Source organism: Cellulomonas sp. P4_A2, assembly GCF_056402515.1.
Genome location: NZ_JBFUHG010000007.1, coordinates 328,536 through 353,365 on the forward strand (window position 1 = coordinate 328,536; position 24,830 = coordinate 353,365).

Sequence of the window (24,830 nt, forward strand, 5' to 3'; positions counted from 1 at the left end):
TGATATTGGCAACATCCTTGTTGTCAATATCCATCCTTGCAAGCAAGGAGACCCTTCGCTCGGGTGGGTGTGACGGACCGCACGAGGTCCACGCGAGCACCCCCACCTAGACTTTCCCCTCGTGCCCGACTCCCCCGCGCTCGAGATCTCCGGGCTCGTCAAGCGCTACGGCTCACGTGCCGTGGTCGACGGGATCGACCTCGTCGCGCTGCCGGGCCAGGTGACCGCGGTCCTCGGCCCGAACGGCGCCGGCAAGACGACCACCATCGAGTGCTGCGAAGGGCTGCGCCAGCCCGACGAGGGCACGGTCCGGGTGCTGGGCCTCGACCCGATCGCCGACGCCCGTGCGCTGCGGCCTCGGGTCGGGGTGATGCTCCAGGACGGCGGCCTGCCCAGCGCGATCAAGGCGCGGGACATGCTCACCCACGTCGCGACGATGTACGCGCAGCCTCGCGACGTCGGCGAGCTGAGCGAGCGCCTCGGCCTCGACGCGTTCGCCGGGACCACCGTTCGCCGGCTGTCGGGTGGCCAGCGCCAGCGGCTCGCGCTCGCCGCGGCGGTCGTCGGCAAGCCCGATCTCGTCTTTCTCGACGAGCCCAGCGCGGGGATGGACCCGCAGTCCCGGCTCGCCGTCTGGGACCTCGTCCGCGAGCTTCGCGACGAGGGCGTCGCCGTCGTGCTGACCACGCACCTCATGGACGAGGCCGAGGACCTGGCCGACCACGTCGTGGTCATCGACCACGGGTCGGTCATCGCGGCCGGGACCGTGGCGTCGCTCGTCTCCTCCGCGGACGACCGGACGCTCCGGTTCGAGTCGACGCCCGGCCTTCCGCTGGGTGACGTGCTGGGCCTGGCCGTCACCGAGCCGACGCCGGGGTCGTACACGGTGGTCGGCAACGTCGAGCCCTCCACCGTCGCGACGCTCACCGCCTGGCTCGCGAACGAGGGTGCGCTGGTGACCCGGTTGACCGTCGGCCGGCGGACGCTCGAGGACGTGTTCCTCGACCTCACGGGACGGAGCCTGCGATGAGCGCCACCGCGGCACCGGCATCCCGCCGGGTCCTCGCCCAGACCGCGTTCGAGGCTCGCGCGATCCTGCGCAACGGCGAGCAGCTGCTCGTCACGATCATCGTGCCCGTGCTGGTCCTGGTCGGGCTGACCAAGGCGACCGGCATCTCGGTCGACACCGACGGCATGAGCCGCATCGACTTCTTCACGCCCGGCGTGCTCGCCCTGGCGATCATGACCTCGTCGTTCACGTCGCAGGCGATCGCCTCGGCGTTCGACCGCCGCAACGGCGTGCTCCGCCTCCTGTCGACGACGCCGCTGGGCCGTGGCGGCCTGCTCACGGGCAAGATCCTCGGGGTCCTGGCGGTCGAGGTCGTGCAGGTCGTCGTGATCGCGACGACCGCCCTGCTGCTCGGCTGGCACCCGAACGCGGCTGGCCTGCTGCTCGCGGTCGTCGCCCTGGTCCTGGGCACCGCGGCGTTCACGTCGCTCGCCCTCCTCGTCGCGGGCACCCTGCGTGCCGAGGCCGTGCTCGCCGTGGCCAACCTGCTGCTCCTCCTGCTCGCCGTCGCGGGCGGCGTCATCGTGCCGGCCGACCGGCTGCCCGGTCCGATGGCCCACGTCGCCCTGCTGCTGCCGTCCGGAGCCCTCGGCGACGCGATGCGCGAGACGCTCTGGCACGGCTCCCTGCCCGCGTGGTCGGTCGTCGTGCTCGTCGGCTGGACCGCGGCGCTGGGCTGGGGCGCGTCGCGCCTGTTCCGCTGGCACTGATGTGACGCGTCTCGCCGGCCCGCCGGCGGGGCGCCGACCCGCCGGACCTTAGGCTGGTCGCGTGAGCCTGTCCCCCGTCCTCGACGTCCTCGACCGCCTGCGCGTGCGGGTCGGCTGGCCGGTCGTCGTCGCCAACCTCGTCGCCCAGATCGGCATCGTCGTGACCGGCGGGGCGGTGCGTCTCACCGGGTCCGGACTGGGCTGCTCGACGTGGCCGCAGTGCGAGCCCGGGCACTTCACGCCGCAGGTCCACGCGGCCATGTCGATCAATCCGCTCATCGAGTTCGGCAACCGCACGCTCACGGGCGTCCTGCTCGTCATCGCGGTCCTGGTCGTGCTGCTCGTCGCGTCGGACCGCCGCCGTCCCACCTCCTACCGCTGGCTCGCCACGGCACCGTTCTTCCTGGTCATGGCCCAGGCGGTGCTGGGCGGGATCATCGTCATCTTCGACCTGAACCCGGCCTTCGTCGGGATCCACCTGCTGATCTCGATGACGCTCGTCGCGCTGTCGACGTGGCTGATGCTCCGGTTCCGGGAGGGCGACGGGCCCTCGGTGTCGCTGGTCGGGGGGACGGACCGCGTGCTCGTGCGGGTGCTGGTCGCCCTGCTCGCCGCGGTCCTGACGCTCGGGGTCGTGGTGACCGGCGCCGGGCCGCACTCGGGAGACGAGAACGTCGGGTACCGGTTCGCCGTCGACCCCTGGCTGATGGCCAAGCTCCACGCAGCCGCCGTGTGGGCCTTCCTGGCGGTGCTGGTCGTGATCGTCGTCCGCCTCCGGCGGGCGGGCGCCTCCGGCCGCCTCTGGCGGACCGCGCTGCTGCTGCTCGCGCTGACGCTGGCGCAAGGCCTGATCGGGTACGTGCAGCTGTTCACCGGCCTGCCGATCGGCCTGGTCAACCTGCACATGCTCGGCGCGGCGCTCCTCACCGCCGGCGTCGCGTCCTTCGTCTGGTCGACGCGGACCCGGGGAACGCTCGAGGTGCCCGTCGGCGCGGTGGAGCAGACGGCGACCGCTCCGTAGCTGGGTTGCCCGCCGGAATTGTCGGGTGTGTGTCGGAGGTCACCCCTAGCCTCGTTGTCATGGACCAAGCCAGCACCGCACCGGCAATCACCGCACGTGGTCTCGTCAAGACGTACGGCACCGTCCGAGCGCTGGACGGAGTCGATCTCACCGTCCCCCAGGGCACCGTCCTGGGCCTGCTCGGTCCCAACGGCGCAGGCAAGACCACGATCGTCCGGGTGCTCAGCACCCTTCTGAAGCCCGACTCCGGCTCGGCCGAGGTCGCGGGCGTCGACGTGATCGCGAACCCCCGCGCGGTGCGCAAGCGCATCGGCCTGTCGGGCCAGTACGCCGCCGTCGACGAGTACCTGACCGGCTACGAGAACCTCGACATGATCGGCCGGCTCTACCACCTGAGCCCCAAGAAGTCCCGAGAGCGGGCGCGCGAGCTCCTGGCCGCGTTCCGCCTCGAGGACGCCGGCGACCGGCCGAGCAAGACCTACTCCGGGGGCATGCGCCGGCGACTCGACCTCGCCGGAGCGCTCGTCGCCGACCCGCCCGTCCTGTTCCTCGACGAACCGACCACCGGGCTCGACCCGCGCGGCCGCACGGACATGTGGGAGGTCATCCAAGGCCTCGTCGCCGGGGGCACCACGCTCCTGCTCACCACGCAGTACCTCGAGGAGGCCGACCTGCTGGCCGACGAGATCGTCGTCATCGACCACGGCAGGATCATCGCCCAGGGCACCTCCGACCAGCTCAAGACGCAGGTCGGCGGCGAACGGCTCGAGCTCACCGTGAAGGACGTCTCCCGGCTGGGCGATGCGGGCAGGCTGCTCGAGCCGCACGGCGTCGGCACGCCCGTGCTGGACGAGCGCAGCCGGCAGCTCGTCATGCCCATCACGGGTGGCGCGAGCGTGCTCACCGAGGCGCTGCGGCTGCTCGACGGCGCTGACATCGGTCTCGACGACGTCGGCCTGCGCCGCCCGACCCTCGACGACGTGTTCCTCTCGCTCACCGGCCACGCCACGGTCGACGAGGAAGACCCGGAAGCCCAGGCGTCCGCCAAGAAGAAGGAAGGTGCCCGCGCATGAGCCTCCCCTACGTGTTCGCGGACGCGGCCGTCGTCGCCAAGCGGAACCTCATCAAGATCAAGCGCGTCCCCGACCTGCTCGTCTTCACCACGATCCAGCCGATCATGTTCGTCCTGCTGTTCTCGTTCGTCTTCGGCGGCGCGATCGACCAGAGCGGCGACGGCAAGGCCTACCGCGAGTTCCTGATGGCCGGGATCTTCGCGCAGACCGTCATCTTCGGTGCGACGATCACGGGCGCGGGCCTGGCCGACGACGTCAAGAAGGGGATCATCGACCGCTTCCGGTCGCTCCCGATGGCGCCGTCCGCGGTCCTCACCGGGCGCACGGTCTCCGACGTGCTCAACAACGTGCTGGTGCTGATCGTGATGTCGCTGACCGGTCTGCTCGTGGGCTGGCGCATCCACACCAACCCGGCCGAGGCCCTCGGCGGGTTCGCCCTGCTGCTCGCCTTCGCCTACTCGATCTCCTGGATCATGGCGTGGATCGGCATGCTCGTGCCGAGCCCCGAGGTGCTCAACAACGCCGCGTTCGTCGTGATCTTCCCGCTCACCTTCATCGCGAACACTTTCGTCCCGCTGGACACCCTGCCGCCCGTCCTGCAGACGATCGCGGCCTGGAACCCCGTCTCGACAGTGACGCAGGCGGCCCGCGAGCTCTTCGGCAACATCCCGCCCGAGGTGCCCGAGCCCACCCAGTGGTCCCTGCAGAACCCGGTCACCTACACGCTGATCTGGATCGGGATCTTCCTGGTCGTCTTCGTGCCGCTGGCGAACCTGCAGTACCGGCGGTCCACGAGCCGCTGACGCCGCCCGCAACGACGACGCCGCCCGCCTCTCGACCGAGGGCGGGCGGCGTCGTGCGATGCGGACCGGAGGTTCCGCCGCGACTCAGTCGAGGACGTGCGTCCCGTCTGCGGGCCAGGAGACGCGCTCGAGCGTGGACCAGCCACGCGCTCGGGCGGCGGCCGCGGCCAGGACGCCGACGACCGTCGTCGGGCTGTGCAGGCGGCCACCGAAGGCGCCGTCCACGGCCTCGTCGAGCGGGATCCACGCCGGCACCATGCTCGCCTCCTCGTCGGTGCGCACGTAGCGCTCCGACTCCGGGACGGGCGACAGGTCCCGGGCCAGGAACACGAGGATCCGCTCGTTCGAGCCGCCCGGCGTCGTGTAGAAGTCCACCAGCCGCCACCAGGACGCAGCCCGCAGGTCCGCCTTCTCCGCGAGCTCCCGCGCGGCGGCGACCACCAGGAGCTCGTCGGGCACGTCCCGAAGACCCGCGGGCGGCTCCCAGAGCACCGACCGCACGGGGTGCCGGTACTGCGAGAGCAGCAGCACGCGGTCGTCGTCGTCGAGCGCGATGACCGCGACCGCACCCGGGTGCGCGATGTACTCGCGCAGGACCTGGGTCTCCCCCAGGTCCACCACGTCACGGTCGAGGTCGAAGACCTTGCCGGTGTGGATCCGCCGGTGCTCGATCACCGGCCGCGGCGCGACGACGTCGTGCAGCGGCCGGTCCTCCAGGGGCATCAGGACTCGTCGCCGCGCAGCGCCAGGGCGGCACCGATCAGTCCGGCGAACAGCGGGTGCGCTCGCGTCGGACGCGACTTGAACTCCGGGTGCGCCTGCGTGGCCACGTAGTACGGGTGCACCTCGCGCGGCAGCTCGACGAACTCCACCAGCGAGGTGTCGGGCGAGACGCCCGAGATCACCAGGCCGGCCTCCTCGAGCTTGTCGCGGTAGGAGTTGTTCACCTCGTAGCGGTGGCGGTGCCGCTCGGACACCTTGTGCGCGCCGTAGGTGTCGGCGACCACCGAGCCGGGCGTCAGGAGGGCGTCGTAGGCACCCAGACGCATGGTGCCGCCCAGGTCGCCGCCGCCGCTGACGAACGCGTGCTGCTCGGCCATGGTCGCGATGACCGGGTGGGCGGGGTCGTCGTCGAACTCCGAGGACGAGGCGCCGTCGAGCCCGAGGACCGTGCGCGAGTACTCGATGACCATGCACTGCAGGCCGAGGCAGATGCCGAGCGTCGGGACGAGGTTCTCGCGCGACCAGCGCAGGGCGCCGAGCTTGCCCTCGATCCCCCGCACGCCGAACCCGCCGGGGACGAGGACCGCGTCCACACCCTCGAGCGCCAGCCGGGCACCCTCGGGCGTCTGGCAGTCGTCCGACCGGACCCAGCGAATGACCACCTTGGTGTCGTGGTGGAACCCGCCCGCACGCAGCGCCTCCGTCACGGACAGGTAGGCGTCGGGCAGGTCGATGTACTTGCCGACGAGCGCGACCTCGACCCGGTGCGCGGGCTCGTGGACGCGCCGCAGCAGCTCGTCCCAGCCCTTCCACTCGACGTCGCGGAACGGCAGGGCGAGGCGCTGCACGACGTACGCGTCCAGGCCCTCGGAGTGCAGCACGCGCGGGATGTCGTAGATGCTCGGGGCGTCCTTGGCAGTGACGACGCCCTCGACGTCGACGTCGCACATGAGCGCGATCTTGCGCTTGGTGGCCTCGGGCACGTCGCGGTCGGCGCGCAGGACGATCGCGTCGGGCTGGATGCCGATGCTGCGCAGAGCGGCCACCGAGTGCTGCGTCGGCTTCGTCTTGAGCTCGCCCGACGGGCCGATGTAGGGGACCAGCGAGACGTGCAGGAAGAAGACGTTGGCGCGGCCGAGGTCGTGGCGCACCTGACGGGCGGCCTCGAGGAACGGGAGCGACTCGATGTCGCCGACCGTGCCACCGATCTCGGTGATGATCACGTCGACGTCGTCGTCCGCCTGCGACCGCATGCGTGACTTGATCTCGTCGGTGATGTGCGGGATCACCTGCACCGTGTCGCCGAGGTACTCGCCGCGGCGCTCCTTGGCGATGACCTGCGAGTACACCCCACCGGTGGTCACGTTCGCGGAGCCGACCAGGTTCACGTCGAGGAAGCGCTCGTAGTGGCCGACATCCAGGTCGGTCTCGGCGCCGTCCTCGGTGACGAAGACCTCGCCGTGCTGGAACGGGTTCATGGTGCCGGGATCGACGTTCAGGTACGGATCCAGCTTTTGCATCGTGACCCTCAGGCCACGGGAGCGGAGGAGTCGACCGAGGCTGCTGGCCGTCAGACCCTTACCGAGGGAGGAGGCAACACCCCCGGTGACGAAGATGTGCCGGGTCGTGGATTCCGACCGCCCGGAGAGTCGATGCGCGCGCTCTGTCACGGGATTCCAGCCTACCCGACCCTCACCGGATCTTGACCCGCCACGCTGGGTGAGTCAGGACACGTCGGGCAGGTCCGGCACCTCGGGACGGTTCGCGACCGCCGGGATGGGCTCCCGCTCGACCTGCAGCACGTACCGCACGACGCCCCGATCGAGCCCCAGCAGGCCGACGCCGACGACCACGGTGGCGACGATCGCCCCGCCGGCGGCCGCGCCGAGCGCCGTCAGGCTGCCGTCCCCGCCGACCGCCTGGACGGCGTTCGCCACCCACCGGCCCACGAGCGCGCCGACGACGCCGGAGCCCACAAGGACGACCGTCGACCGCGGGACCCCTCGCAGCGCCGCCCAGCCCGCGGCCCGGCCCAGCGCGACGAGGGCGACGGTGCCGCCGACGAACATCCCGAGGCTGCTCCCCGCCCCGATGCCCGCGAGCGTGCCGGCAGGACCGTCGGAGGGGATGTCCTGCCCGACGAGCACGACGACCGCCACCGCCATGACGCCCCAGCCGACCGAGTTGGCGATGACGGCCGCCCGGCCGCGTTCGAGCGCGTACAGGGAGCGTGAGGCGTGGAAGAGGGCCGCGAAGCCCAGCAGGCCCGGCGCCATCCAGGTGAGGGCCGAGGTCATCTTCGGCACCAGCGTCAGGTCGTCGTCGCCGATCGTGGAGAAGATCGTGGCCACGGCAGGCGCCGCAGCGATTACGGCGGCCGCGCCGATCGCCCCGGCGGCGAGCACCGCCCGGACCGTGCCCGACGCGAGCCTCGCGAAGCCGCCCCGGTCGCCGGAGCTCGCCCGGGCGGCGAGCCGCGGGAACGTGGACGTCGCGAGCGGCACCACGAGCACCGCGTAGGGCAGGAGGTAGACCTGCTGGGAGTAGAGGAACGCCGTGAACGTCCCCTCGGCGCCCCAGGTCGTCGACACGACGAGCACGACGACGAGCGCGATCTGCTGCGCCGCGACGGCGCCGACTCCGGCCAGCGCGAGCGAGCGGACGCGCGGCGCGACCCCCGGCGGGAAGCGCAGGGTCGGCCGCAGCCGGACGCCGAGGCCGCGGACGGGGAAGAACATCGGGAAGCACATCGCGGCGACGCCGAGCGTCGTCCCCCACGCCAGCGCCTCGAGCGCGCCCGGGTCGAGGGCACCGGGGTCGGACTTCGTACCGTTCGACATGGTCCGGTAGACGAGGTACGTCGCCGTCACGACCAGCGTCGACATGATCGGCGCGAACGCGGGCCAGAAGAACCGCTTGTGCGCCTGGAGCACGGCGTAGAGCAGCACCGCGACGCCGTACATCGGCACCTGGATCGCGAACACCCGCAGGAAGAGCACGACCATGTCGGTCTGCTCCGGATGGGCCGACGTCAGAAGCTGCGCGATCGGGCTGCTCAGCAGCGCCAGCAGCAGGGCGAGCGGGACGAGGACGAGCAGCGTCCACCCGAGCGTCCCCGAGACGGTCTTGTCGATCTCCTTGCGCGCCCCGCGCGCCACCGGTGCGGCCAGGACGGGCACCAGGGCACCGGCGAGCGCCCCGCCGGCCGCCACCTCGAACAGGACGTTCGGCAGTGTGTTGGCGGTGTTGTAGGCGTCGCCGATCGACCCGGCGCCCACCGCGTACGCCTGCGCGAGCCAACGGCCGAAGCCGAGCACACGACTGACGACGGTGATGACCGCGATCATCGCGGCCGCACCGGCCAGGCCGGCGGCCGCGCGCCGGGCCGCGGGGCTCACGCCCGGGTGTCCACGGGGCGGCGTCCCCAGGCGTCGATGTCGCGCAGCACGGGCGTGCGCTCGATGACCTTGGTGAAGCTGACCTTCTCGCTCGCGAGCGTCAGCCCGACGACGGCCGCGAGCACCGCGAGCCGCACCGGTCGGGGTGCCGACAGGACCAGGGCCGTGCCCAGGGTCGCGCCGACCGCGTTCGCGCCGCCGTCGCCCAGCATGTCGGCCTCGGCGAGGTCCTGGTCGATCGCGGCACCCGTCGCCCCGAGGACCGCGGCCGCGGCGCCTGCGCCCGCACCGGGTCCGAACGCCAGCGGGGCCGCCGCCACGCCGGCCGCCTTGAGCGCCCGACCGGGACGCAGGTCGAGGAGGTTGACCAGGTTTGCGCTCGACGCGATCAGCGCACCGGAGGTCCCGACGTCGGCCAGCCAGCCGATCGCGGACCGCCGGCCGCCGTCCCGTCCGTGGAGCGGGGTGGCGAGCGTGGCGGCGACGAGCGCGCCCGCACCGATGCCGAGCACCTTGAGGCCGCCGGTGGTCACCTTCCCGTGCGCGAGTGCGCCCAGGTGTCCGCGCAGACCCTTGCGGCGGTCCTCGGTGTCCTCCCCGAGGTCGTCGGCGAGCCCGAAGGCAGCACCGGCCGCCGTCGCGACCGTCAGCGCGGCGGCGCTGCGGGCGGACGTCGCGCCGACGAGCCCGCCGGCGAGGAGACCCGCCGCGACCGAGGGACCTTCGAGCAGGCTGACCGGCTCCCCGCGATGGTTCGTGCGGGTCCACTGCGCCTGACCGCCGGGCGCCTGCCCGTCGAAGACGCCACGGACCACGGAGGTGACGATGCCGGCCACCGTGCCCGCGGCAGCACGACGCAGGAGGTGGTGCGTCACGGCGCGGACCCGACGGTCGTGTCCTCCGGCACCGACGCCGTCCGGCTGACCGGGGGCAGCTCCACGGCGGGCGGCAGCGGGGTCTCACCGTCGCCGAACCCGTAGTGGCCGTTGACGCCCGCGATCCGGTTGGCGAGCGCGAGCGGAACGTTGATCTGCCCGGTCACGACGTCGGTGCCGGAGACGGTCGTCAGCGCGGCGGCGAGGTCACCGTCGGCCAGGATCGCGTCCGTGAGCGAGCCCTTGCCGCGGGCACCGTCCGCCAGCACGGCCCCCGTGGACATCTTCTGGGCGGCGCTGAGCACCGCGAGCTGCGCCGCCAGCACGGAGTCGGAGGGCGCCGGCGAGGGGGTGGCGCCGTCGGCGACCGGCTCGACCGGGACCGCCAGGACGACGATCGCGTCGGCGGGCATCGTGACCTCGTCGGCAACCGTGACCAGCGGGTTGTCGCCGTTCTCGGACGAGGAGAGCGCGTCGAGCAGCGTGCCGGCGTCGTTCGAGAGCGCGTCCGGGTTGGCCGGGTCCGCCGTCACGAGCGCCTGGACGAGCGCGGCGGCGAGGTCGGCCTCGACGCCGGCATCGGCCGGGGGCGCCGGGTCGAGGTAGGGAGTGAGGTAGCCGACGAGCGCCTGCCGGAACGTGCGCAGGTCGGGATCGGTCCACATGTCCGTGAGCGTGACGTGCGCCGTGACCGTCGCGCCGGACTGGTCGAGCCGCTGGTCGAGGGCGGTGCGCGTGTTCTCCGGCACCTCACCCAGGGCGACGACGGCGACACGACGGCCGGTCAGCGCGCCGTCGAGCAGCTGCGGACCCGAGGCGTCGATGTAGCTCTCGGAGTCCTTCAGGGCGTTCGTCGTGCCGTCCAGCTCGGTGCGGAGCGCGTCCTTCTCGGCGCGCAGCTGCTCGACCTGGCCGGTCAGGGTGTCGCCGATGGTCTCCTTCAGCGGGCCGGCGCCGAGCGCGATGCCCACGGCCAGGGCCAGGAACACCGAGATCAGGGAGACGACGTGGTAGCGGAAGTCGATCATCGTGCGCAGTCTCCGTCGGGTACGGGCCCGGCGGTGGGGGCCGGAAGCAGGTGCAGGTGGTCGGTCGCGTGCATGGTCACAGCCCGTCGAACAGGCCGCGGACCCACGACGTCATGTCGTCGATGCGGGCGCCGATCAGGCCGATCATCGTCTGCCCGGCGGCGGTGGACGCCAGCGCGACCCCGAGCGCGAGGAGGCCCGCGAGGACGAGCAGCGTGAGCTGGACGTTGGAGATGCGGTTCCGGTAGAGCCGCGAGACACCCTTGGCGTCGACGAGCTTGCTGCCCACGCGCAGTCGCGTCAGGAACGTGCTCGCCATGCCCGACCGGCCCTTGTCGAGGAACTCGACGAGCGTGGCGTGCGTGCCGACGGCGACGATGAGCTCGGCGCCCTTGTCGTCGGCCAGCAGCATCGCGACGTCCTCGCTGGTGCCGGTCGCGGGGAAGACCACGTGCGGGACGTCGAGCTGCTCGACCCGCGCCAGGCCGGGAGCCCGGCCGTCGCGGTAGGCGTGCACGATCACCTCGGCGCCGCACGTGAGCGCGCGGTCGGAGACCGAGTCCATGTCGCCGACGATCATGTCCGGCCGCCAGCCGGCGTCCAGGATCGCGTCCGCTCCCCCGTCGACACCGATGAGCACCGGTCGGTACTCGCGGATGTAGGGGCGCAGCGTGACGAGGTCTTCCTTGTAGTGGTACCCGCGGACGACGATCAGCACCTGCCGGCCGTCGATGTGCGTGCTGATCTCCGGGACGCCGACGCCGTCGAGCAGCAGGTCCCGCTCGCGACGCAGGTAGTCCATCGTGTTCGCCGCGAACGACTCGAGCTGCACGGAGAGCCCGGCGCGGGCCTCCTCCATCGCCGCGGCGACGGTCTCGGCGGTCTGCGTGACGCCCTCGGCGACGAGGGTCTCGCCGTCGAACACGGAGCCGTCGACCACGCGGAGGCGGTGTCCCTCGGTGAGCGACATGACGTCCGCGCCGAGGTCGTCGACCAGCGGGATGCCGGCGCCGATGAGGATCTCCGGCCCGAGGTTCGGGTAGCGGCCCGAGGTGGAGCGTGCGGCGTTCAGGACCGCGGCGGGCTGGCACGCGACCAGCGCCTCGGCCGACACGCGGTCGAGGTCGAGGTGGTCGATGACCGCGATGTCACCGGGCTTGAGCCGCTTGGTGAGGCCCTTGGTGCGTGGGTCGACCCGGGCCGGACCGGCGACGACGCCGGATTCGGGCACAGCGGTGCGTTTGCGCAGGGATGCTCTCATCGTCGCTCATCGTCCCACGGACGAGAGCTCCAGAAGCTCCGCGGCGTGCGTCCGCGCGGCGTTCGAGTCCTCCTGGCCCGACAGCATGCGGGCGAGCTCGCGTACACGGTCGTCGTTCGTGACGAAACGCACGTCCGACTCGGTGACCACATCGACCCCGTCGGCGATCGACTTGGTCACCACGAGGTGCCGGTCCGCGAAGGCCGCCACCTGCGCGAGGTGCGTCACGACGAGCACCTGCGTGCCCTGCGCCAGCTCCGCCAGCCGTCGCCCGACCTCGATCGCTGCGCGCCCGCCGACGCCCGCGTCGACCTCGTCGAACACGAACGTGCCCGGCCGCGTGGCGCCCGAGTCCGGTGCCGTGGCGAGCGCGACCTCGATCGCCAGCATCACACGGGACAGCTCGCCGCCGGACGCGCCCTTGCCGAGCGGGCGCGCGGGCGCACCGGCGTGCGGGACGAGCAGCATCTCCACCCGGTCGGCGCCGTGCGGACCCGGCTCCTCCAGCTCCTCGACGAGGATCTGCAGCTCCGCGCCCCCCATCGCCAGCCCAGACAACTCCTCCGAGACGACGGCCGCCAGCTTGGTCGCCCCGTCCCGACGGCCCGCCGAGATGCGTCGCGCCTGCGTCGTCAGCTCGCTGTCCAGGGCCGCGCGCTCGGCCTCGAGCGCCGCGATCCGTTGGTCGCCGCCGTCGAGGTCGAGGAGCCGCCTCCCGGCCGAGTCCGCCCAGGCGAGCACCTCGTCGACCGTCGAGCCGTAGCTCCTGGTCAGGGACGCCAGGTCCGCGCGGCGGCGCTGGGCGGCGTCCAGCCGCAGCGGGTCTGCCTGCAGGTCCTCCAGGTAGCCGGCGAGGTCGGTCGCGGCGTCGGCCAGCAGGTAGCCGGCCTCGGCGATCCTCGTCGCGAGCGCGGCGAGCGCGGGATCGTGAGCGCCCTCGTGCTCGAGCAGCCGGCGCGCCTGGTCGATCGTCGCGACGGCGGCCGTGGCGTCCTCGACCTCGCCGCCGACGAGCGCCGAGTGCGCTCCGTTCGCGGCCGCGCGCAGGTCCTCCGCGTGGGCGAGCCGCTCGACCTCCTCGGCCAGGGCGACGTCCTCTCCGGCCTGCGGGTCCACCCGCTCGACCTCGGCGAGCCCCAGGCGCAGCAGCTCGGCCTCGCGCAACCGGTCGCGCGCACGGTCGACGAGCTCGGTCAGCTCGGCGTCCACCCGCGCACGCTCGGTCCACGCCGCGCGGTAGAGCCCGAGGGCGTCCCGGTGCTCGGTGCCGACGAAGGCGTCGAGCGCGTCGCGCTGGTGGGAGGGCGAGCGCAGACGCGCCTGGTCCGCCTGGCCGTGCACGGTCACGAGCGCGTCGGCCAGCTCCGACAGCACTGTCTGCGGCACGGACCGTCCGCCCAGGAACGCGCGCGACCGGCCGGCGGTCCCCGCACCGACCGTCCGCACGAGCACCAGACTGCCGTCGTCGTCGAGGTCGGCGCCCGCCTCGGCCGCCCGGGCGAGCGCGGCCGAGCCGGGCTCGAGGGTCACGCGTCCCTCGACCGCGGCCGACGTCGCACCGGTCCGCACGGTCGCTGGGTCGGCCTTGCCGCCGAGCAGCAGGCCGAGCGCCGTGAGCACCATCGTCTTGCCTGCGCCGGTCTCGCCCGTGATGACCGTCAGCCCGGCCCCGAGCTCCAGGTGGGCCCGGCCGATGACGCCGAGGTTGTCGATCCGGATCTCCTCGATCATCCGGCCCCTCCTTCACCGTTGCGCGGCAGGCGGGCCGCGCCGCTCGGACGCCCCCGCCATCCGTCGACCGGCAGCGCGAACTTGTTCACCAGTCGGGTGGTGAACGGCGCCGGGGTCAGCCTGGCCAGCCGCACCGGTATGTCGCTGCGCCGGACCTCCACGCGCGAACCGAGCGGGACCTCGAGCCGCCGACGACCGTCCAGCGTGACCAGCCCGGCGGCGGGCGAGCGCTCCAGGACCTCGACCGCGAGCATGCTCCGCGGACCCACCACGAGCGGCCGGGCGAACAGCGCGTGCGCGGCGATAGGCACCAGGATCATCCCGTCGACGTCCGGCCAGACGACCGGCCCACCCGCCGAGAACGCGTGCGCGGTCGACCCGGTGGCCGTCGCGGCGACGATCCCGTCGCACCCGAAGGACGACAGCGGGTGCCCGTCGACCTCGACGAGCACCTCGAGCATGCGCGAGCGGTCGACCTTCTCCAGCGCCGCCTCGTTCAGGGCCCAGCCCGTGCCGAGCGAACCGTCGCTGCCCAGCACCCGCACGTCGAGCGTGCCGCGCTCCTCGACGTCGAACTCGCCCGCGGTCAGCCGCCGCACGGCCTCGCCGATGTCGTCGCGCTCGCTCTCGGCCAGGAACCCGACGTGCCCCAGGTTCACGCCGAGCAGTGGCACGGACGTGCCGCGCGTGAGCTCGGCCGCGCGCAGGATCGTCCCGTCGCCGCCCAGCACGATCGCCAGCTCGAACGTCGGCAGGTCCGCGGCGACCGCGTCCTCCGCCGCGAGCACGGGCTCGACGCCGGCCCGCTCGAGCGCCGCGACCGCGTCCCTCGTGGCCGAGACGGCCTCCTCGCGGCCGCCGTGCGTCACCACCAGTGCCCGACGGCTCATCGCTCCCCCTCGGCAAGGACCGCCGCGCGGATGCGCTCGGTGTCGACGGACGGTGTCCCGTCCTGTCGGTGCAGCCACACGAAGAACTCGACGTTGCCGCTCGGGCCGGGCAGCGGGCTGCGCACGACGTCGCGGACCCCCAGTCCCAGCCGTGCGGCCGCGTCGGCCACGGCGAGGACGGCGTCGACCCACAGCGACGGCAGCCGGACCACTCCGCCGGACCCCAGACGCTCGCGGCCGACCTCGAACTGCGGCTTGACCATGAGGACGAGGTCGGCGTCGGGCGTCGCGACGTCGGCGAGGGCCGGCAGCACGAGCGTCAACGAGATGAACGAGAGGTCGGCGACGACGAGCGTCGGAGCCGGGTCGACGTCGCCGGCCGCCAGCGACCGGACGTTGACGCCCTCGCGGACGTCCACGCGCGGGTCGGACCGCAGCGCGTCGACCATCTGGTCGTGACCCACGTCGACCGCGACCACGTGCTCGGCGCCGCGACGCAGCAGCACGTCGGTGAAGCCACCCGTGCTCGCCCCGGCGTCCAGGCAGCGCCGTCCCTGGACCGTGATCGCCTCGAACGCGTCCAGCGCGCCGGCCAGCTTGTGCCCCGCGCGGGAGGCGTACTCGGGGTCGTCGTCGTCCGGCTGCACCGTGACCGTGCGGTCGTCGGTCACCTGGACCGCGCTGCGCGCCGCCGGCAGGCCGTCCACGGCGACGCGTCCCGACGCGATCAGGTCGCCCGCGTGCTTGCGCGAGCGGGCCAGGCCGCGGCGCACGAGCTCGGTGTCGAGGCGAGTGGTCACGTGCCGGTCAGCCCTCGGCGTCGGCGAGCCGGTCCTGCAGCGCGCCGTGGACCGCATCGAACACTGCGACGTGGGCACGCACCGGCTGGTCCTCGAGCCCGGCCAGCCGCGACAGCGCCTCGTCGACCGCGGCGTCCGCCGTCGTGGCGTCACCGTCGTCTGCACCCTCGGCCGCGTCGACCCTCTCGCTCACTGCACTGCCTCCACGTGGTTGGTCCGCCGCCGACGAGCAGCCCGTCGATCGAGCCGTGCCCGGACGCGCCCACGCTACCTGGGATGTCCCACGCCGCTCGTCCGGCACACACGGCGACCGTCAGGCCGTCGCCAGCTCCGGGACTGTGGTCGCGTCGATCTCCACACCCTCGTCGGCCGCCGCCCACGCCGCCGCACAGGCGGCACGCGCCACGTCGACCCGGTCCTCCATGCTCGACGGCTCGTAACGGCCGAGCTCCAGAGCGCCGTCGACGATGCGCGCGGACGCCTCGCGGCACGTCCACCAACCGTCGGCGGCACGGACGGGCTCGGGGTGCGCGACGAGCAGCGAGAGCAGGTCGGCGCCGATCAGGTGCGGACGCTCCCCGGGGCCGGCCAGCACGTCGTCGCGCGCCGAGCTCACGCCCGTGAGCACGTGGAGCCCGACGAAGCCGCCCGCACGCGCACCCGCGAGGTCGGTGTCGAGACGATCGCCCACGACGAGCGTCTCCCGCGCGCCGACCCGCTCGACCGCCATGTGGTACATCGTCGGAGACGGCTTGCCCGCGCTGTCCGGGGTGACACCGGTGGCCGCCCGCACGGCCCCGACGAGCGACCCGTTGCCGGGCGCGAAGCCGCGCGCGGTCGGCAGGCTCAGGTCCAGGTTCGACGCCACGTGCCAGGCGCCCCGCTCGATCGCGTACGCGGCCTCGGCGAGCTGCGCCCAGCCGACCTCGGGCGCGAAGCCCTGGGCGACGGCGACCGGCTCGTCGTCGGCGGAGAACACGACCTCGTACCCGGCCGACCGGACCGCGGTGACGAGGCCGGCGCCGCCGACGACGAGCACCTTCTCGCCGGCCGGCAGCCGGGACGCGAGCAGCTGGGCCGCTGCCTGCGCCGCCGTCATGACCTCGGCCGCCTGCGTGGCGATGCCGAGCCCGGTCAGCTGGTCCGCGACCGACTCCGGCTCACGGGACGCGTTGTTGGTGACGAACACCAGACGCATGCCGCGCTCGCGCGCCGAGGTGAGTCCCTCCGCGGCGCCGTCGATCGGGTCGTGACCCTTGTACGCGACCCCGTCCAGGTCGACGAGCGCCAGGTCGAACCGGTCCGCGAGCGGCGTGGCCGACCCGATCAGAGTTACCGGCTCCGTCACCGATCGCCCTCGCCCTCGTCCGTGCTGTCGCTCGCGTCGGCGGCGCTGTCGCCGGCGTCGTTCTTTCCGACGTCGACCTTCGAGCCGTCGTCGTCGGACTCGTCGTCGCCGTCGTCGTCGGACTCGTCGTCGCCGTCGTCGTCGTCGGACTCGTTGTCCTCGGACTCGTTGTCCTCGGACTCGTCGTCGGCCAGGAGCGCCTCCGCCTCGGCCAGCGCTTCGTCGTCGTCCTCGTCGGCCGCGTCGTCGTCCAGCTCGGCTTCCGCCAGCTCGGACGTGCCCGCGTCGCCGGAGGCCTCGACCGGGTAGTCCTCGTACTCCCCCTCGGCGTCGAACTCGCTGAGGTCGAACGAGACGAACTCCTCGTCCGGCTCCACGTCGCCCGCGGCCTCGTCGAGCTGGTCCTGCGTGTAGGGCGCCAGCTCGGCCGCCGCCTCGTCCACCAGCCCGGCCGCCTCGAGGGCCGCCGACCGCGCCTGGGCGACGCGGATCGCGACGATCCCGGTGCCGGCCCGCACGACGTCGGTCGCCAGCGCGGCCACGGCCGCCTCGGGCTGCCCGAGGTCGAGGCGGGCCCCGCTCACGACCATCGCCAGCTCGATCTGCGCCTCGGCGTCGAGCGTCTCCGCCTCGGGCTCCTGCGCGAGCGCCAGAGCACGCTCCGGACGCCCGAGACCGCGTTCGCAGTCGGCCATGATCGCGAGGTGCTCCGACGAGCCGTTGAGGCGTCGGACCGTGCGCAGCTCGCGCAGGGCCTCCGCGTAGCGGGCCGTGCGGTACGCAGCCAGACCGGCCGCCTCGCGCACGACGTCCACGCGACCAGCACGGCGCACGGCCGCCTGAGCGTGCTCGTAGGCCAGCTCGGGGTCGGTGTCGAGCAGCCTGCCCACCATCACCAGGTGGCGGCCGACACCGTCGGCGTTGTCCTTGCTGAGCGTCCGCAGGCGTCCGCGCACGGAACGGTCGAGGTCAGCGAAGACGACGTCCTCGGGGATCTCGGGCGCCTGGACGCGCTCCTCCTGGGGCGGCCTGGTCAGCCGCTTGTCGTCGTCGCGCCGGTCACCCGCGCCCTGTGCGCCACGCGCGCCGGCGACGGCAGCTGCGCCGTACGCCGGGCGACCGCGGTCGCTGGACGGGGGCCGCCGGTCGTTCGTCGCCGGGCGGTCGCTGCGCCCGGTGGCCGGACGGTCCGTACGCGGGCGGTCGCTCGGCGGCCGTCCCGTGGACGGGCGGTCGGTACGCGGACGCTCGCTGCCGGACCGGTCGTTCCGGTCGCCGTAGGCGGGCCGGTCCGTACGGGGACGGTCGACGCGGTCGCCGTAGGCCGGACGGTCTGCACGCGGACGATCGCTCGACGAACGGTCGTTCCGGTCGCCGTAGGCGGGACGGTCGGTACGCGGACGCTCGTTCCGGTCGCTGTAGGGCGGGCGGTCCGTGCGCGGACGGTCACCGGCGGGACGACGAGGCGCCGAGCCCTGACGGTCCGAGCCGGAACGGTCGCCGTAGGTCCCGCGATCGCTGGCGCCGGCCGGACCGAACGACGAACGCTCGCCCCGGCGGTCGTCGCGCGAACGGTCACCGTAGGAGGGACGACCACCCGACGCGGGGCGGTCGCTCCGGGCGCCGTAGGACGGGCGCCCACCGGACGCCGGACGGTCGCCGTACGAGGGGCGGCCGGAGCTCGACGAGCGATCGCCCTGCGAACGGTCGCCGTACGAGGCGCGACCCCCCTGAGCACGGTCGCCGTACGACGGGCGATCGCTGCGCGACCTGTCGCCGCCGGAGGGACGGTCACCGTAGGCGGGACGATCGCTGCGCGAGCGGTCACCGGACGAGGGACGCTCGCCGTAGGAGGGCCGATCGGTCCGCGGACGGTCACCGTACGACGGGCGACCACCCTGCGAACGGTCGCTGGAGGCCGGGCGCTCGTCCCGACCTCGGCCGTAGGAAGACGGACGATCCCCCGACGAGGGCGCTCCCGAGCGGGGCCGGTCGCCGTAGGGCCGGTCGCCCGAACGCTCCCCGCGGGGACGGTCGCTGAACGGCGGACGGTCGGTGCGCCCGGAGTAGGTGGGGTGCTCGCCGCGCGACGCACCGTTGTAGGGCGGACGTCCGTCACGGCCACCGGAAGGCGGGCGACCCGAACGGTCGTCACCGCGGGCCCCGCCGTACGCGGGACGATCGCCCCGCCCCGACGACGACCGGTTGCCATAGCCCGAGCCGCCCGAACCCGAACGGTCCGAGGAGCCGGGACGGTCGCCGTAGGACGGCCTACCGCCACCGGCCGAACCGCCGCTCGGACGTCCGTAGGAACCGCCGCCCGAGGACCGCTCGCCGCCGCCCGAACCGTAGGACGGCCGGCCACCGCGGTCGTCGCGGCCCGCGGGAGGACGCCCGCCAGTGGAACCGCTGCGCGAACCGCCGTCCCGGGAGCCGCCGTAGGGCGCTCCACCGGAACGACTGCGATCACCGCCCGATGCGCCTCCGCGGCCCTGCGAGCCGCTCGAGCCGCGCTGCGAGCTCGATCCGCTTCCGGATCGGCCGCCGCTGGCACCGCCCGACCGACCTCGGTCGTCGGATGTGCCCTTGGCACGGTCATCGCTGTTCATCTGTGTGCTCTCCTCGTCGGGTTCGACCGCACCATCGTCTCATCCCCGGTCTCTCGCGCCGAACGGCGGCGGAGGCGAGGGCGGAGCACGAAGTGCAGCCTGCATAAGTCATGAATGCGCCCGACGCTGCGCGCAATGTGTACGGAAACAGGAAAGAGCCACCCCGCGAGGGATGGCTCTTCCTGAATGATGTCCGGCGGCGTCCTACTCTCCCACACCCTGGCGAGTGCAGTACCATCGGCGCTGAAGGGCTTAGCTTCCGGGTTCGGAATGGGACCGGGCGTTTCCCCTTCGCTATGACCGCCGTAACGTTGTCGAGTTGTCAAACCAGCTGCGAGGGTCTTTCGTCCCCTCTTCCACATCCGGCCTATCTACCCAGTGGTCTAGCTGGGAGCCTCTCGGGGATCAAGTCCCCATGGAAACCTCATCTTGAAGCAGGCTTCCCGCTTAGATGCTTTCAGCGGTTATCCCTTCCGAACGTAGCCAACCAGCCGTGCTCCTGGCGGAACAACTGGCACACCAGAGGTTCGTCCGTCCCGGTCCTCTCGTACTAGGGACAGCCCTTCTCAAGTTTCCTGCGCGCGCAGCGGATAGGGACCGAACTGTCTCACGACGTTCTAAACCCAGCTCGCGTACCGCTTTAATGGGCGAACAGCCCAACCCTTGGGACCTACTCCAGCCCCAGGATGCGACGAGCCGACATCGAGGTGCCAAACCATGCCGTCGATATGGACTCTTGGGCAAGATCAGCCTGTTATCCCCGGGGTACCTTTTATCCGTTGAGCGACGGCGCTTCCACAAGCCACCGCCGGATCACTAGTTCCGACTTTCGTCCCTGCTCGACCTGTCAGTCTCACAGTCAAGCTCCCTTGTGCACTTGCACTCGCCACCTGATTGCCAACCAGGCTGAGGGAACCTTTGAGCGCCTCCGTTACATTTTAGGAGGCAACCGCCCCAGTTAAACTACCCACCAGGCACTGTCCCTAGTCCGGATCACGGACCGAGGTTAGATATCCAGAGCGACCAGAGTGGTATTTCAACGTTGACTCCACCGACACTGGCGTGCCGGCTTCACAGTCTCCCACCTATCCTACACAAGCCGCACCGAACACCAATACCAAGCTATAGTAAAGGTCCCGGGGTCTTTCCGTCCTGCTGCGCGTAACGAGCATCTTTACTCGTAGTGCAATTTCGCCGAGTTCGCGGTTGAGACAGCGGAGAAGTCGTTACGCCATTCGTGCAGGTCGGAACTTACCCGACAAGGAATTTCGCTACCTTAGGATGGTTATAGTTACCACCGCCGTTTACTGGGGCTTAAATTCTGAGCTTCGCCTTGCGGCTGACCCGTCCTCTTAACCTTCCAGCACCGGGCAGGCGTCAGTCCGTATACATCGTCTTGCGACTTCGCACGGACCTGTGTTTTTAGTAAACAGTCGCTTCTCCCTGGTCTCTGCGGCCCTTCACGCTCCCCGAGCAAGTCGGTTCACGCTTCAGGCCCCCCTTCTCCCGAAGTTACGGGGGCATTTTGCCGAGTTCCTTAACCACGATTCTCTCGATCGCCTTGGTATTCTCTACCTGACCACCTGAGTCGGTTTGGGGTACGGGCGGCTAGAACCTCGCGTCGAGGCTTTTCTTGGCAGCATAGGATCACCGATTTCCCGCATTCGCGGTCACTGTCAGCTCTCAGGCTGTATGAGGTGCGGATTTGCCTACACCTCGCCCTACGACCTTAGACGTGGACTACCATCGCCACGCTCGGCTACCTTCCTGCGTCACCCCTGTTAATACGCTTACCTACTACCGGTTCGGGTCACGCGCTCCACACCACGGTGTCCCCGAAGGGACGATGCGGTGCTTCGGGCRTTTAGCATCACCGGGCTCGGTATGGGCGGTTCTTCGCCGGTACGGGAATATCAACCCGTTGTCCATCGACTACGCCTGTCGGCCTCGCCTTAGGTCCCGACTTACCCAGGGCGGATTAGCCTGGCCCTGGAACCCTTGGTCATTCGGCGGACGGGTTTCTCACCCGTCATTCGCTACTCATGCCTGCATTCTCACTCGTGTGGCGTCCACCGCTGGGTTCCCCCGCGACTTCACTCGCCACACGACGCTCCCCTACCCATCCACACGCCTGAACCACGAAGGCTTAGCGATGTGTGAATGCCACAGCTTCGGCGGTATACTTGAGCCCCGCTACATTGTCGGCGCGGAATCACTTGACCAGTGAGCTATTACGCACTCTTTCAAGGGTGGCTGCTTCTAAGCCAACCTCCTGGTTGTCTGTGCAACTCCACATCCTTTCCCACTTAGCATACGCTTAGGGGCCTTAGCTGGTGGTCTGGGCTGTTTCCCTCTCGACTACGGAGCTTATCCCCCGCAGTCTCACTGCCACGCTCTGGCTTACCGGCATTCGGAGTTTGGCTAACGTCAGTAACCTGGTGGGGCCCATCGGCTATCCAGTAGCTCTACCTCCGGCAAGAAACACGTGACGCTGCACCTAAATGCATTTCGGGGAGAACCAGCTATCACGGAGTTTGATTGGCCTTTCACCCCTAACCACAGGTCATCCCCCAGGTTTTCAACCCTGGTGGGTTCGGTCCTCCACGCGGTCTTACCCGCGCTTCAACCTGCCCATGGCTAGATCACTCCGCTTCGGGTCTAGAGCACGCGACTGAATCGCCCTATTCGGACTCGCTTTCGCTACGGCTTCCCCACACGGGTTAACCTCGCCACGTACCACTAACTCGCAGGCTCATTCTTCAAAAGGCACGCTGTCACCCCTGCTAGGGAGGCTCCAACGGATTGTAGGCACACGGTTTCAGGTACTATTTCACTCCCCTCCCGGGGTACTTTTCACCTTTCCCTCACGGTACTTGTCCGCTATCGGTCACTAGGTAGTATTTAGGCTTACACAGTGGTCTGTGCAGATTCACTCCAGGTTTCTCGGGCCCGGAGCTACTTGGGATCCCCTTCGGGAGGCCACGCCATTTCGTCTACGGGGGTCACACCCTCTGTGCCGGGCCTTTCAATGCCCTTCGACTATGACGCGACTTTCTGACTCCCTGCTGATTCGGCAGAACCAGCTGAAAGGTCCCACAACCCCGTGCACGCAACGCCTGCCGGCTTGAACACGTACACGGTTTGGCCTGATCCGCTTTCGCTCGCCACTACTCACGGAATATCTCTTCCTGGCGGTACTGAGATGTTTCACTTCCCGCCGTTCCCTCCACACACCCTATATATTCAGGTGCGGGTCACACGACATGACTCGTGCGGGGTTTCCCCATTCGGACATCCTCGGATCACGGTTCGTTTGCCAACTCCCCGAGGCTTATCGCAGGCTACAACGTCCTTCTTCGGCTCCTAGTGCCAAGGCATCCACCCTGTGCCCTTATAAACTTGACCACAAAGATCATTCAAAAAGATGCTCGCGTCCACTGTGCAGTTCTCAAGCTACGACCGGCTCCGGCACCCTCACCCCAGCGCCTACCCACACCACCAACGCTTTGCAGCGTCGATCGCGTGGGCGGTTCGACCGAGCGGTACCAGCCCGCAGTCCCTCACACCCCGACCCGCACCCGAAGATGCAGACCGCGTGTGTAGCGACCCCGAGACAACAACCTTCCGGCTGTTCCCTCAGGACCCAACAGCATGCCCAGCCGACCCTCTCCCTGGCAGCTCACCGTTCCCACCCGAACCCCGAAGGGYTGCGGCGTACTAGGCGCCACCAGCTCGAAAGCCGGCCATAGTCGATGTTCCACCCTTGAGCACCGTCCCCCACTCGTTCGGCAGGGACAACGGGCCTGGACACCATCMCCGCACCCCATGACAGGGACGGCCAGTGCCAGATGCTCCTTAGAAAGGAGGTGATCCAGCCGCACCTTCCGGTACGGCTACCTTGTTACGACTTAGTCCCAATCGCCAGTCCCACCTTCGACAGCTCCCCCTCTTACGAGTTGGGCCACTGGCTTCGGGTGTTACCGACTTTCGTGACTTGACGGGCGGTGTGTACAAGGCCCGGGAACGTATTCACCGCAGCGTTGCTGATCTGCGATTACTAGCGACTCCGACTTCATGGGGTCGAGTTGCAGACCCCAATCCGAACTGAGACCGGCTTTTTGGGATTCGCTCCACCTCGCGGTATCGCAGCCCTTTGTACCGGCCATTGTAGCATGCGTGAAGCCCAAGACATAAGGGGCATGATGATTTGACGTCATCCCCACCTTCCTCCGAGTTGACCCCGGCAGTCTCCCATGAGTCCCCGGCATAACCCGCTGGCAACATGGGACGAGGGTTGCGCTCGTTGCGGGACTTAACCCAACATCTCACGACACGAGCTGACGACAACCATGCACCACCTGTACACCGACCTTACGGGGAGCACATCTCTGCACTTTTCCGGTGTATGTCAAGCCTTGGTAAGGTTCTTCGCGTTGCATCGAATTAATCCGCATGCTCCGCCGCTTGTGCGGGCCCCCGTCAATTTCTTTGAGTTTTAGCCTTGCGGCCGTACTCCCCAGGCGGGGCACTTAATGCGTTTGCTGCGGCACGGAACTCGTGGAATGAGCCCCACACCTAGTGCCCAACGTTTACGGCATGGACTACCAGGGTATCTAATCCTGTTCGCTCCCCATGCTTTCGCTCCTCAGCGTCAGTTGCGGCCCAGTGACCTGCCTTCGCCATCGGTGTTCCTCCTGATATCTGCGCATTCCACCGCTACACCAGGAATTCCAGTCACCCCTACCGCACTCTAGTCTGCCCGTACCCACTGCAAGCCCAAGGTTGAGCCTTAGGTTTTCACAGCAGACGCGACAAACCGCCTACGAGCTCTTTACGCCCAATAATTCCGGACAACGCTTGCGCCCTACGTATTACCGCGGCTGCTGGCACGTAGTTAGCCGGCGCTTCTTCTGCAGGTACCGTCACTTGCGCTTCTTCCCTGCTGAAAGAGGTTTACAACCCGAAGGCCGTCATCCCTCACGCGGCGTCGCTGCATCAGGCTTGCGCCCATTGTGCAATATTCCCCACTGCTGCCTCCCGTAGGAGTCTGGGCCGTGTCTCAGTCCCAGTGTGGCCGGTCGCCCTCTCAGGCCGGCTACCCGTCGTCGCCTTGGTAGGCCACTACCCCACCAACAAGCTGATAGGCCGCGAGCCCATCCCCCACCGATAAATCTTTCCAGACACTACACATGCGTGTGCGTCTCGTATCCGGTATTAGCCACCGTTTCCCGTGGTTATCCCAGAGTGAAGGGCAGGTTGCTCACGTGTTACTCACCCGTTCGCCACTGATCAGACCAGCAAGCTGGTCATCACCGTTCGACTTGCATGTGTTAAGCACGCCGCCAGCGTTCGTCCTGAGCCAGAATCAAACTCTCCGTAAATGTCTACATGGCACCCCAACACCAAAGCGCTGAAGCAACCGACAAAACGAAACGGTCCCACCGGTTCAACCCGGCGAACCAATCAGATTCGGCTGTATGTGGCATCGCCT

Annotated in this window: 17 protein-coding genes, 1 rRNA gene and 1 other annotated feature; of the genes, 5 read left to right on the plus strand and 13 right to left on the minus strand. The window is 70.1% G+C overall.

Annotated features, from left to right (window positions below):
* The first annotated feature begins 121 nt into the window (after positions 1-121).
* The 5 genes from AC1DUE_RS10020 to AC1DUE_RS10040 all read left to right on the plus strand — a co-directional run bounded on the left by AC1DUE_RS10020 (position 122) and on the right by AC1DUE_RS10040 (position 4,676).
* Positions 122-1,030, plus strand: coding sequence for an ABC transporter ATP-binding protein (locus tag AC1DUE_RS10020; protein WP_477039253.1), 909 nt, complete (start codon positions 122-124; stop codon positions 1,028-1,030).
* On the plus strand, positions 1,027-1,779 hold the full coding sequence (locus tag AC1DUE_RS10025) for an ABC transporter permease (RefSeq protein WP_477039254.1): 753 nt from the start codon (positions 1,027-1,029) through the stop codon (positions 1,777-1,779). The genes AC1DUE_RS10020 and AC1DUE_RS10025 overlap by 4 nt, the downstream gene beginning before the upstream one ends.
* Positions 1,780-1,840: 61 nt before the next feature.
* Positions 1,841-2,800 (plus strand): COX15/CtaA family protein, encoded by a 960-nt coding sequence (locus tag AC1DUE_RS10030; RefSeq protein ID WP_477039255.1) that lies wholly within the window; start codon positions 1,841-1,843, stop codon positions 2,798-2,800.
* A 59-nt stretch (positions 2,801-2,859) separates the two neighbouring features.
* Positions 2,860-3,873 carry an ATP-binding cassette domain-containing protein gene (locus AC1DUE_RS10035; protein WP_477039256.1) on the plus strand — a complete coding sequence of 338 codons (1,014 nt, stop codon included), beginning with the start codon at positions 2,860-2,862 and terminating at the stop codon, positions 3,871-3,873.
* Positions 3,870-4,676 (plus strand): ABC transporter permease, encoded by an 807-nt coding sequence (locus AC1DUE_RS10040; protein ID WP_477039257.1) that lies wholly within the window; start codon positions 3,870-3,872, stop codon positions 4,674-4,676. The genes AC1DUE_RS10035 and AC1DUE_RS10040 overlap by 4 nt, the downstream gene beginning before the upstream one ends.
* 84 nt (positions 4,677-4,760) lie before the next feature.
* On the opposite strand, the gene AC1DUE_RS10045 is transcribed toward AC1DUE_RS10040, so the two are convergent.
* From AC1DUE_RS10045 to AC1DUE_RS10105, 13 genes are all read right to left on the minus strand, one after another.
* Entirely contained in the window at positions 4,761-5,399 is a 639-nt protein-coding gene (locus AC1DUE_RS10045) for an NUDIX domain-containing protein (protein WP_477039258.1), read from the minus strand.
* Positions 5,399-7,069: a CTP synthase gene (locus AC1DUE_RS10050; RefSeq protein WP_477039259.1), complete on the minus strand. Its 1,671-nt coding sequence runs from the start codon at positions 7,067-7,069 to the stop codon at positions 5,399-5,401. The genes AC1DUE_RS10045 and AC1DUE_RS10050 overlap by 1 nt, the downstream gene beginning before the upstream one ends.
* A gap of 54 nt (positions 7,070-7,123) precedes the next feature.
* The gene (gene murJ, locus AC1DUE_RS10055; protein WP_477039260.1) at positions 7,124-8,797 is read right to left on the minus strand and encodes a murein biosynthesis integral membrane protein MurJ; all 1,674 of its coding nucleotides are present in this window, start codon (positions 8,795-8,797) and stop codon (positions 7,124-7,126) included.
* Positions 8,794-9,672 carry a hypothetical protein gene (locus AC1DUE_RS10060; protein ID WP_477039261.1) on the minus strand — a complete coding sequence of 293 codons (879 nt, stop codon included), beginning with the start codon at positions 9,670-9,672 and terminating at the stop codon, positions 8,794-8,796. The genes murJ and AC1DUE_RS10060 overlap by 4 nt, the downstream gene beginning before the upstream one ends.
* Positions 9,669-10,700 (minus strand): copper transporter, encoded by a 1,032-nt coding sequence (locus tag AC1DUE_RS10065; protein ID WP_477039262.1) that lies wholly within the window; start codon positions 10,698-10,700, stop codon positions 9,669-9,671. The genes AC1DUE_RS10060 and AC1DUE_RS10065 overlap by 4 nt, the downstream gene beginning before the upstream one ends.
* Before the next feature lie 76 nt (positions 10,701-10,776).
* Entirely contained in the window at positions 10,777-11,961 is a 1,185-nt protein-coding gene (steA, locus tag AC1DUE_RS10070; RefSeq protein WP_477039263.1) for a putative cytokinetic ring protein SteA, read from the minus strand.
* A gap of 6 nt (positions 11,962-11,967) precedes the next feature.
* Positions 11,968-13,692 carry a DNA repair protein RecN gene (gene recN, locus AC1DUE_RS10075; RefSeq protein WP_477039264.1) on the minus strand — a complete coding sequence of 575 codons (1,725 nt, stop codon included), beginning with the start codon at positions 13,690-13,692 and terminating at the stop codon, positions 11,968-11,970.
* Positions 13,689-14,582: an NAD kinase gene (locus tag AC1DUE_RS10080; RefSeq protein WP_477039265.1), complete on the minus strand. Its 894-nt coding sequence runs from the start codon at positions 14,580-14,582 to the stop codon at positions 13,689-13,691. The genes recN and AC1DUE_RS10080 overlap by 4 nt, the downstream gene beginning before the upstream one ends.
* Positions 14,579-15,382 (minus strand): TlyA family RNA methyltransferase, encoded by an 804-nt coding sequence (locus tag AC1DUE_RS10085; RefSeq protein WP_477039266.1) that lies wholly within the window; start codon positions 15,380-15,382, stop codon positions 14,579-14,581. Before AC1DUE_RS10085 ends, AC1DUE_RS10080 begins: the two co-directional genes overlap by 4 nt.
* A 7-nt stretch (positions 15,383-15,389) precedes the next feature.
* On the minus strand, positions 15,390-15,575 hold the full coding sequence (locus AC1DUE_RS10090; RefSeq protein ID WP_477039267.1) for a hypothetical protein: 186 nt from the start codon (positions 15,573-15,575) through the stop codon (positions 15,390-15,392).
* Between the two features lie 120 nt (positions 15,576-15,695).
* Positions 15,696-16,730, minus strand: coding sequence for an HAD-IIA family hydrolase (locus AC1DUE_RS10095; RefSeq protein WP_477039268.1), 1,035 nt, complete (start codon positions 16,728-16,730; stop codon positions 15,696-15,698).
* A complete protein-coding gene (locus tag AC1DUE_RS10100; RefSeq protein ID WP_477039269.1) occupies positions 16,727-17,686 on the minus strand; it encodes a hypothetical protein in 960 nt (319 codons plus the stop codon). The genes AC1DUE_RS10095 and AC1DUE_RS10100 overlap by 4 nt, the downstream gene beginning before the upstream one ends.
* Before the next feature lie 1,844 nt (positions 17,687-19,530).
* Positions 19,531-22,744, minus strand: a sequence feature (most likely nonfunctional fraction of RNA operon).
* 454 nt (positions 22,745-23,198) lie between these two features.
* Positions 23,199-24,720: ribosomal RNA gene (locus AC1DUE_RS10105) — 16S ribosomal RNA — on the minus strand.
* Positions 24,721-24,830: the final 110 nt, after the last annotated feature.

What these genes read in the sequence shown, in the direction of transcription:
- recN (WP_477039264.1), bottom strand. Translation starts at nt 13,692, where the DNA reads ATGATCGAGGAGATCCGGATCGACAACCTCGGCGTCATCGGCCGGGCC.
- AC1DUE_RS10040 (WP_477039257.1), top strand. Translation starts at nt 3,870, where the DNA reads ATGAGCCTCCCCTACGTGTTCGCGGACGCGGCCGTCGTCGCCAAGCGG.
- AC1DUE_RS10045 (WP_477039258.1), bottom strand. Translation starts at nt 5,399, where the DNA reads ATGCCCCTGGAGGACCGGCCGCTGCACGACGTCGTCGCGCCGCGGCCG.
- AC1DUE_RS10035 (WP_477039256.1), top strand. Translation starts at nt 2,860, where the DNA reads ATGGACCAAGCCAGCACCGCACCGGCAATCACCGCACGTGGTCTCGTC.
- AC1DUE_RS10025 (WP_477039254.1), top strand. Translation starts at nt 1,027, where the DNA reads ATGAGCGCCACCGCGGCACCGGCATCCCGCCGGGTCCTCGCCCAGACC.
- AC1DUE_RS10080 (WP_477039265.1), bottom strand. Translation starts at nt 14,582, where the DNA reads ATGAGCCGTCGGGCACTGGTGGTGACGCACGGCGGCCGCGAGGAGGCC.
- steA (WP_477039263.1), bottom strand. Translation starts at nt 11,961, where the DNA reads ATGAGAGCATCCCTGCGCAAACGCACCGCTGTGCCCGAATCCGGCGTC.
- AC1DUE_RS10065 (WP_477039262.1), bottom strand. Translation starts at nt 10,700, where the DNA reads ATGATCGACTTCCGCTACCACGTCGTCTCCCTGATCTCGGTGTTCCTG.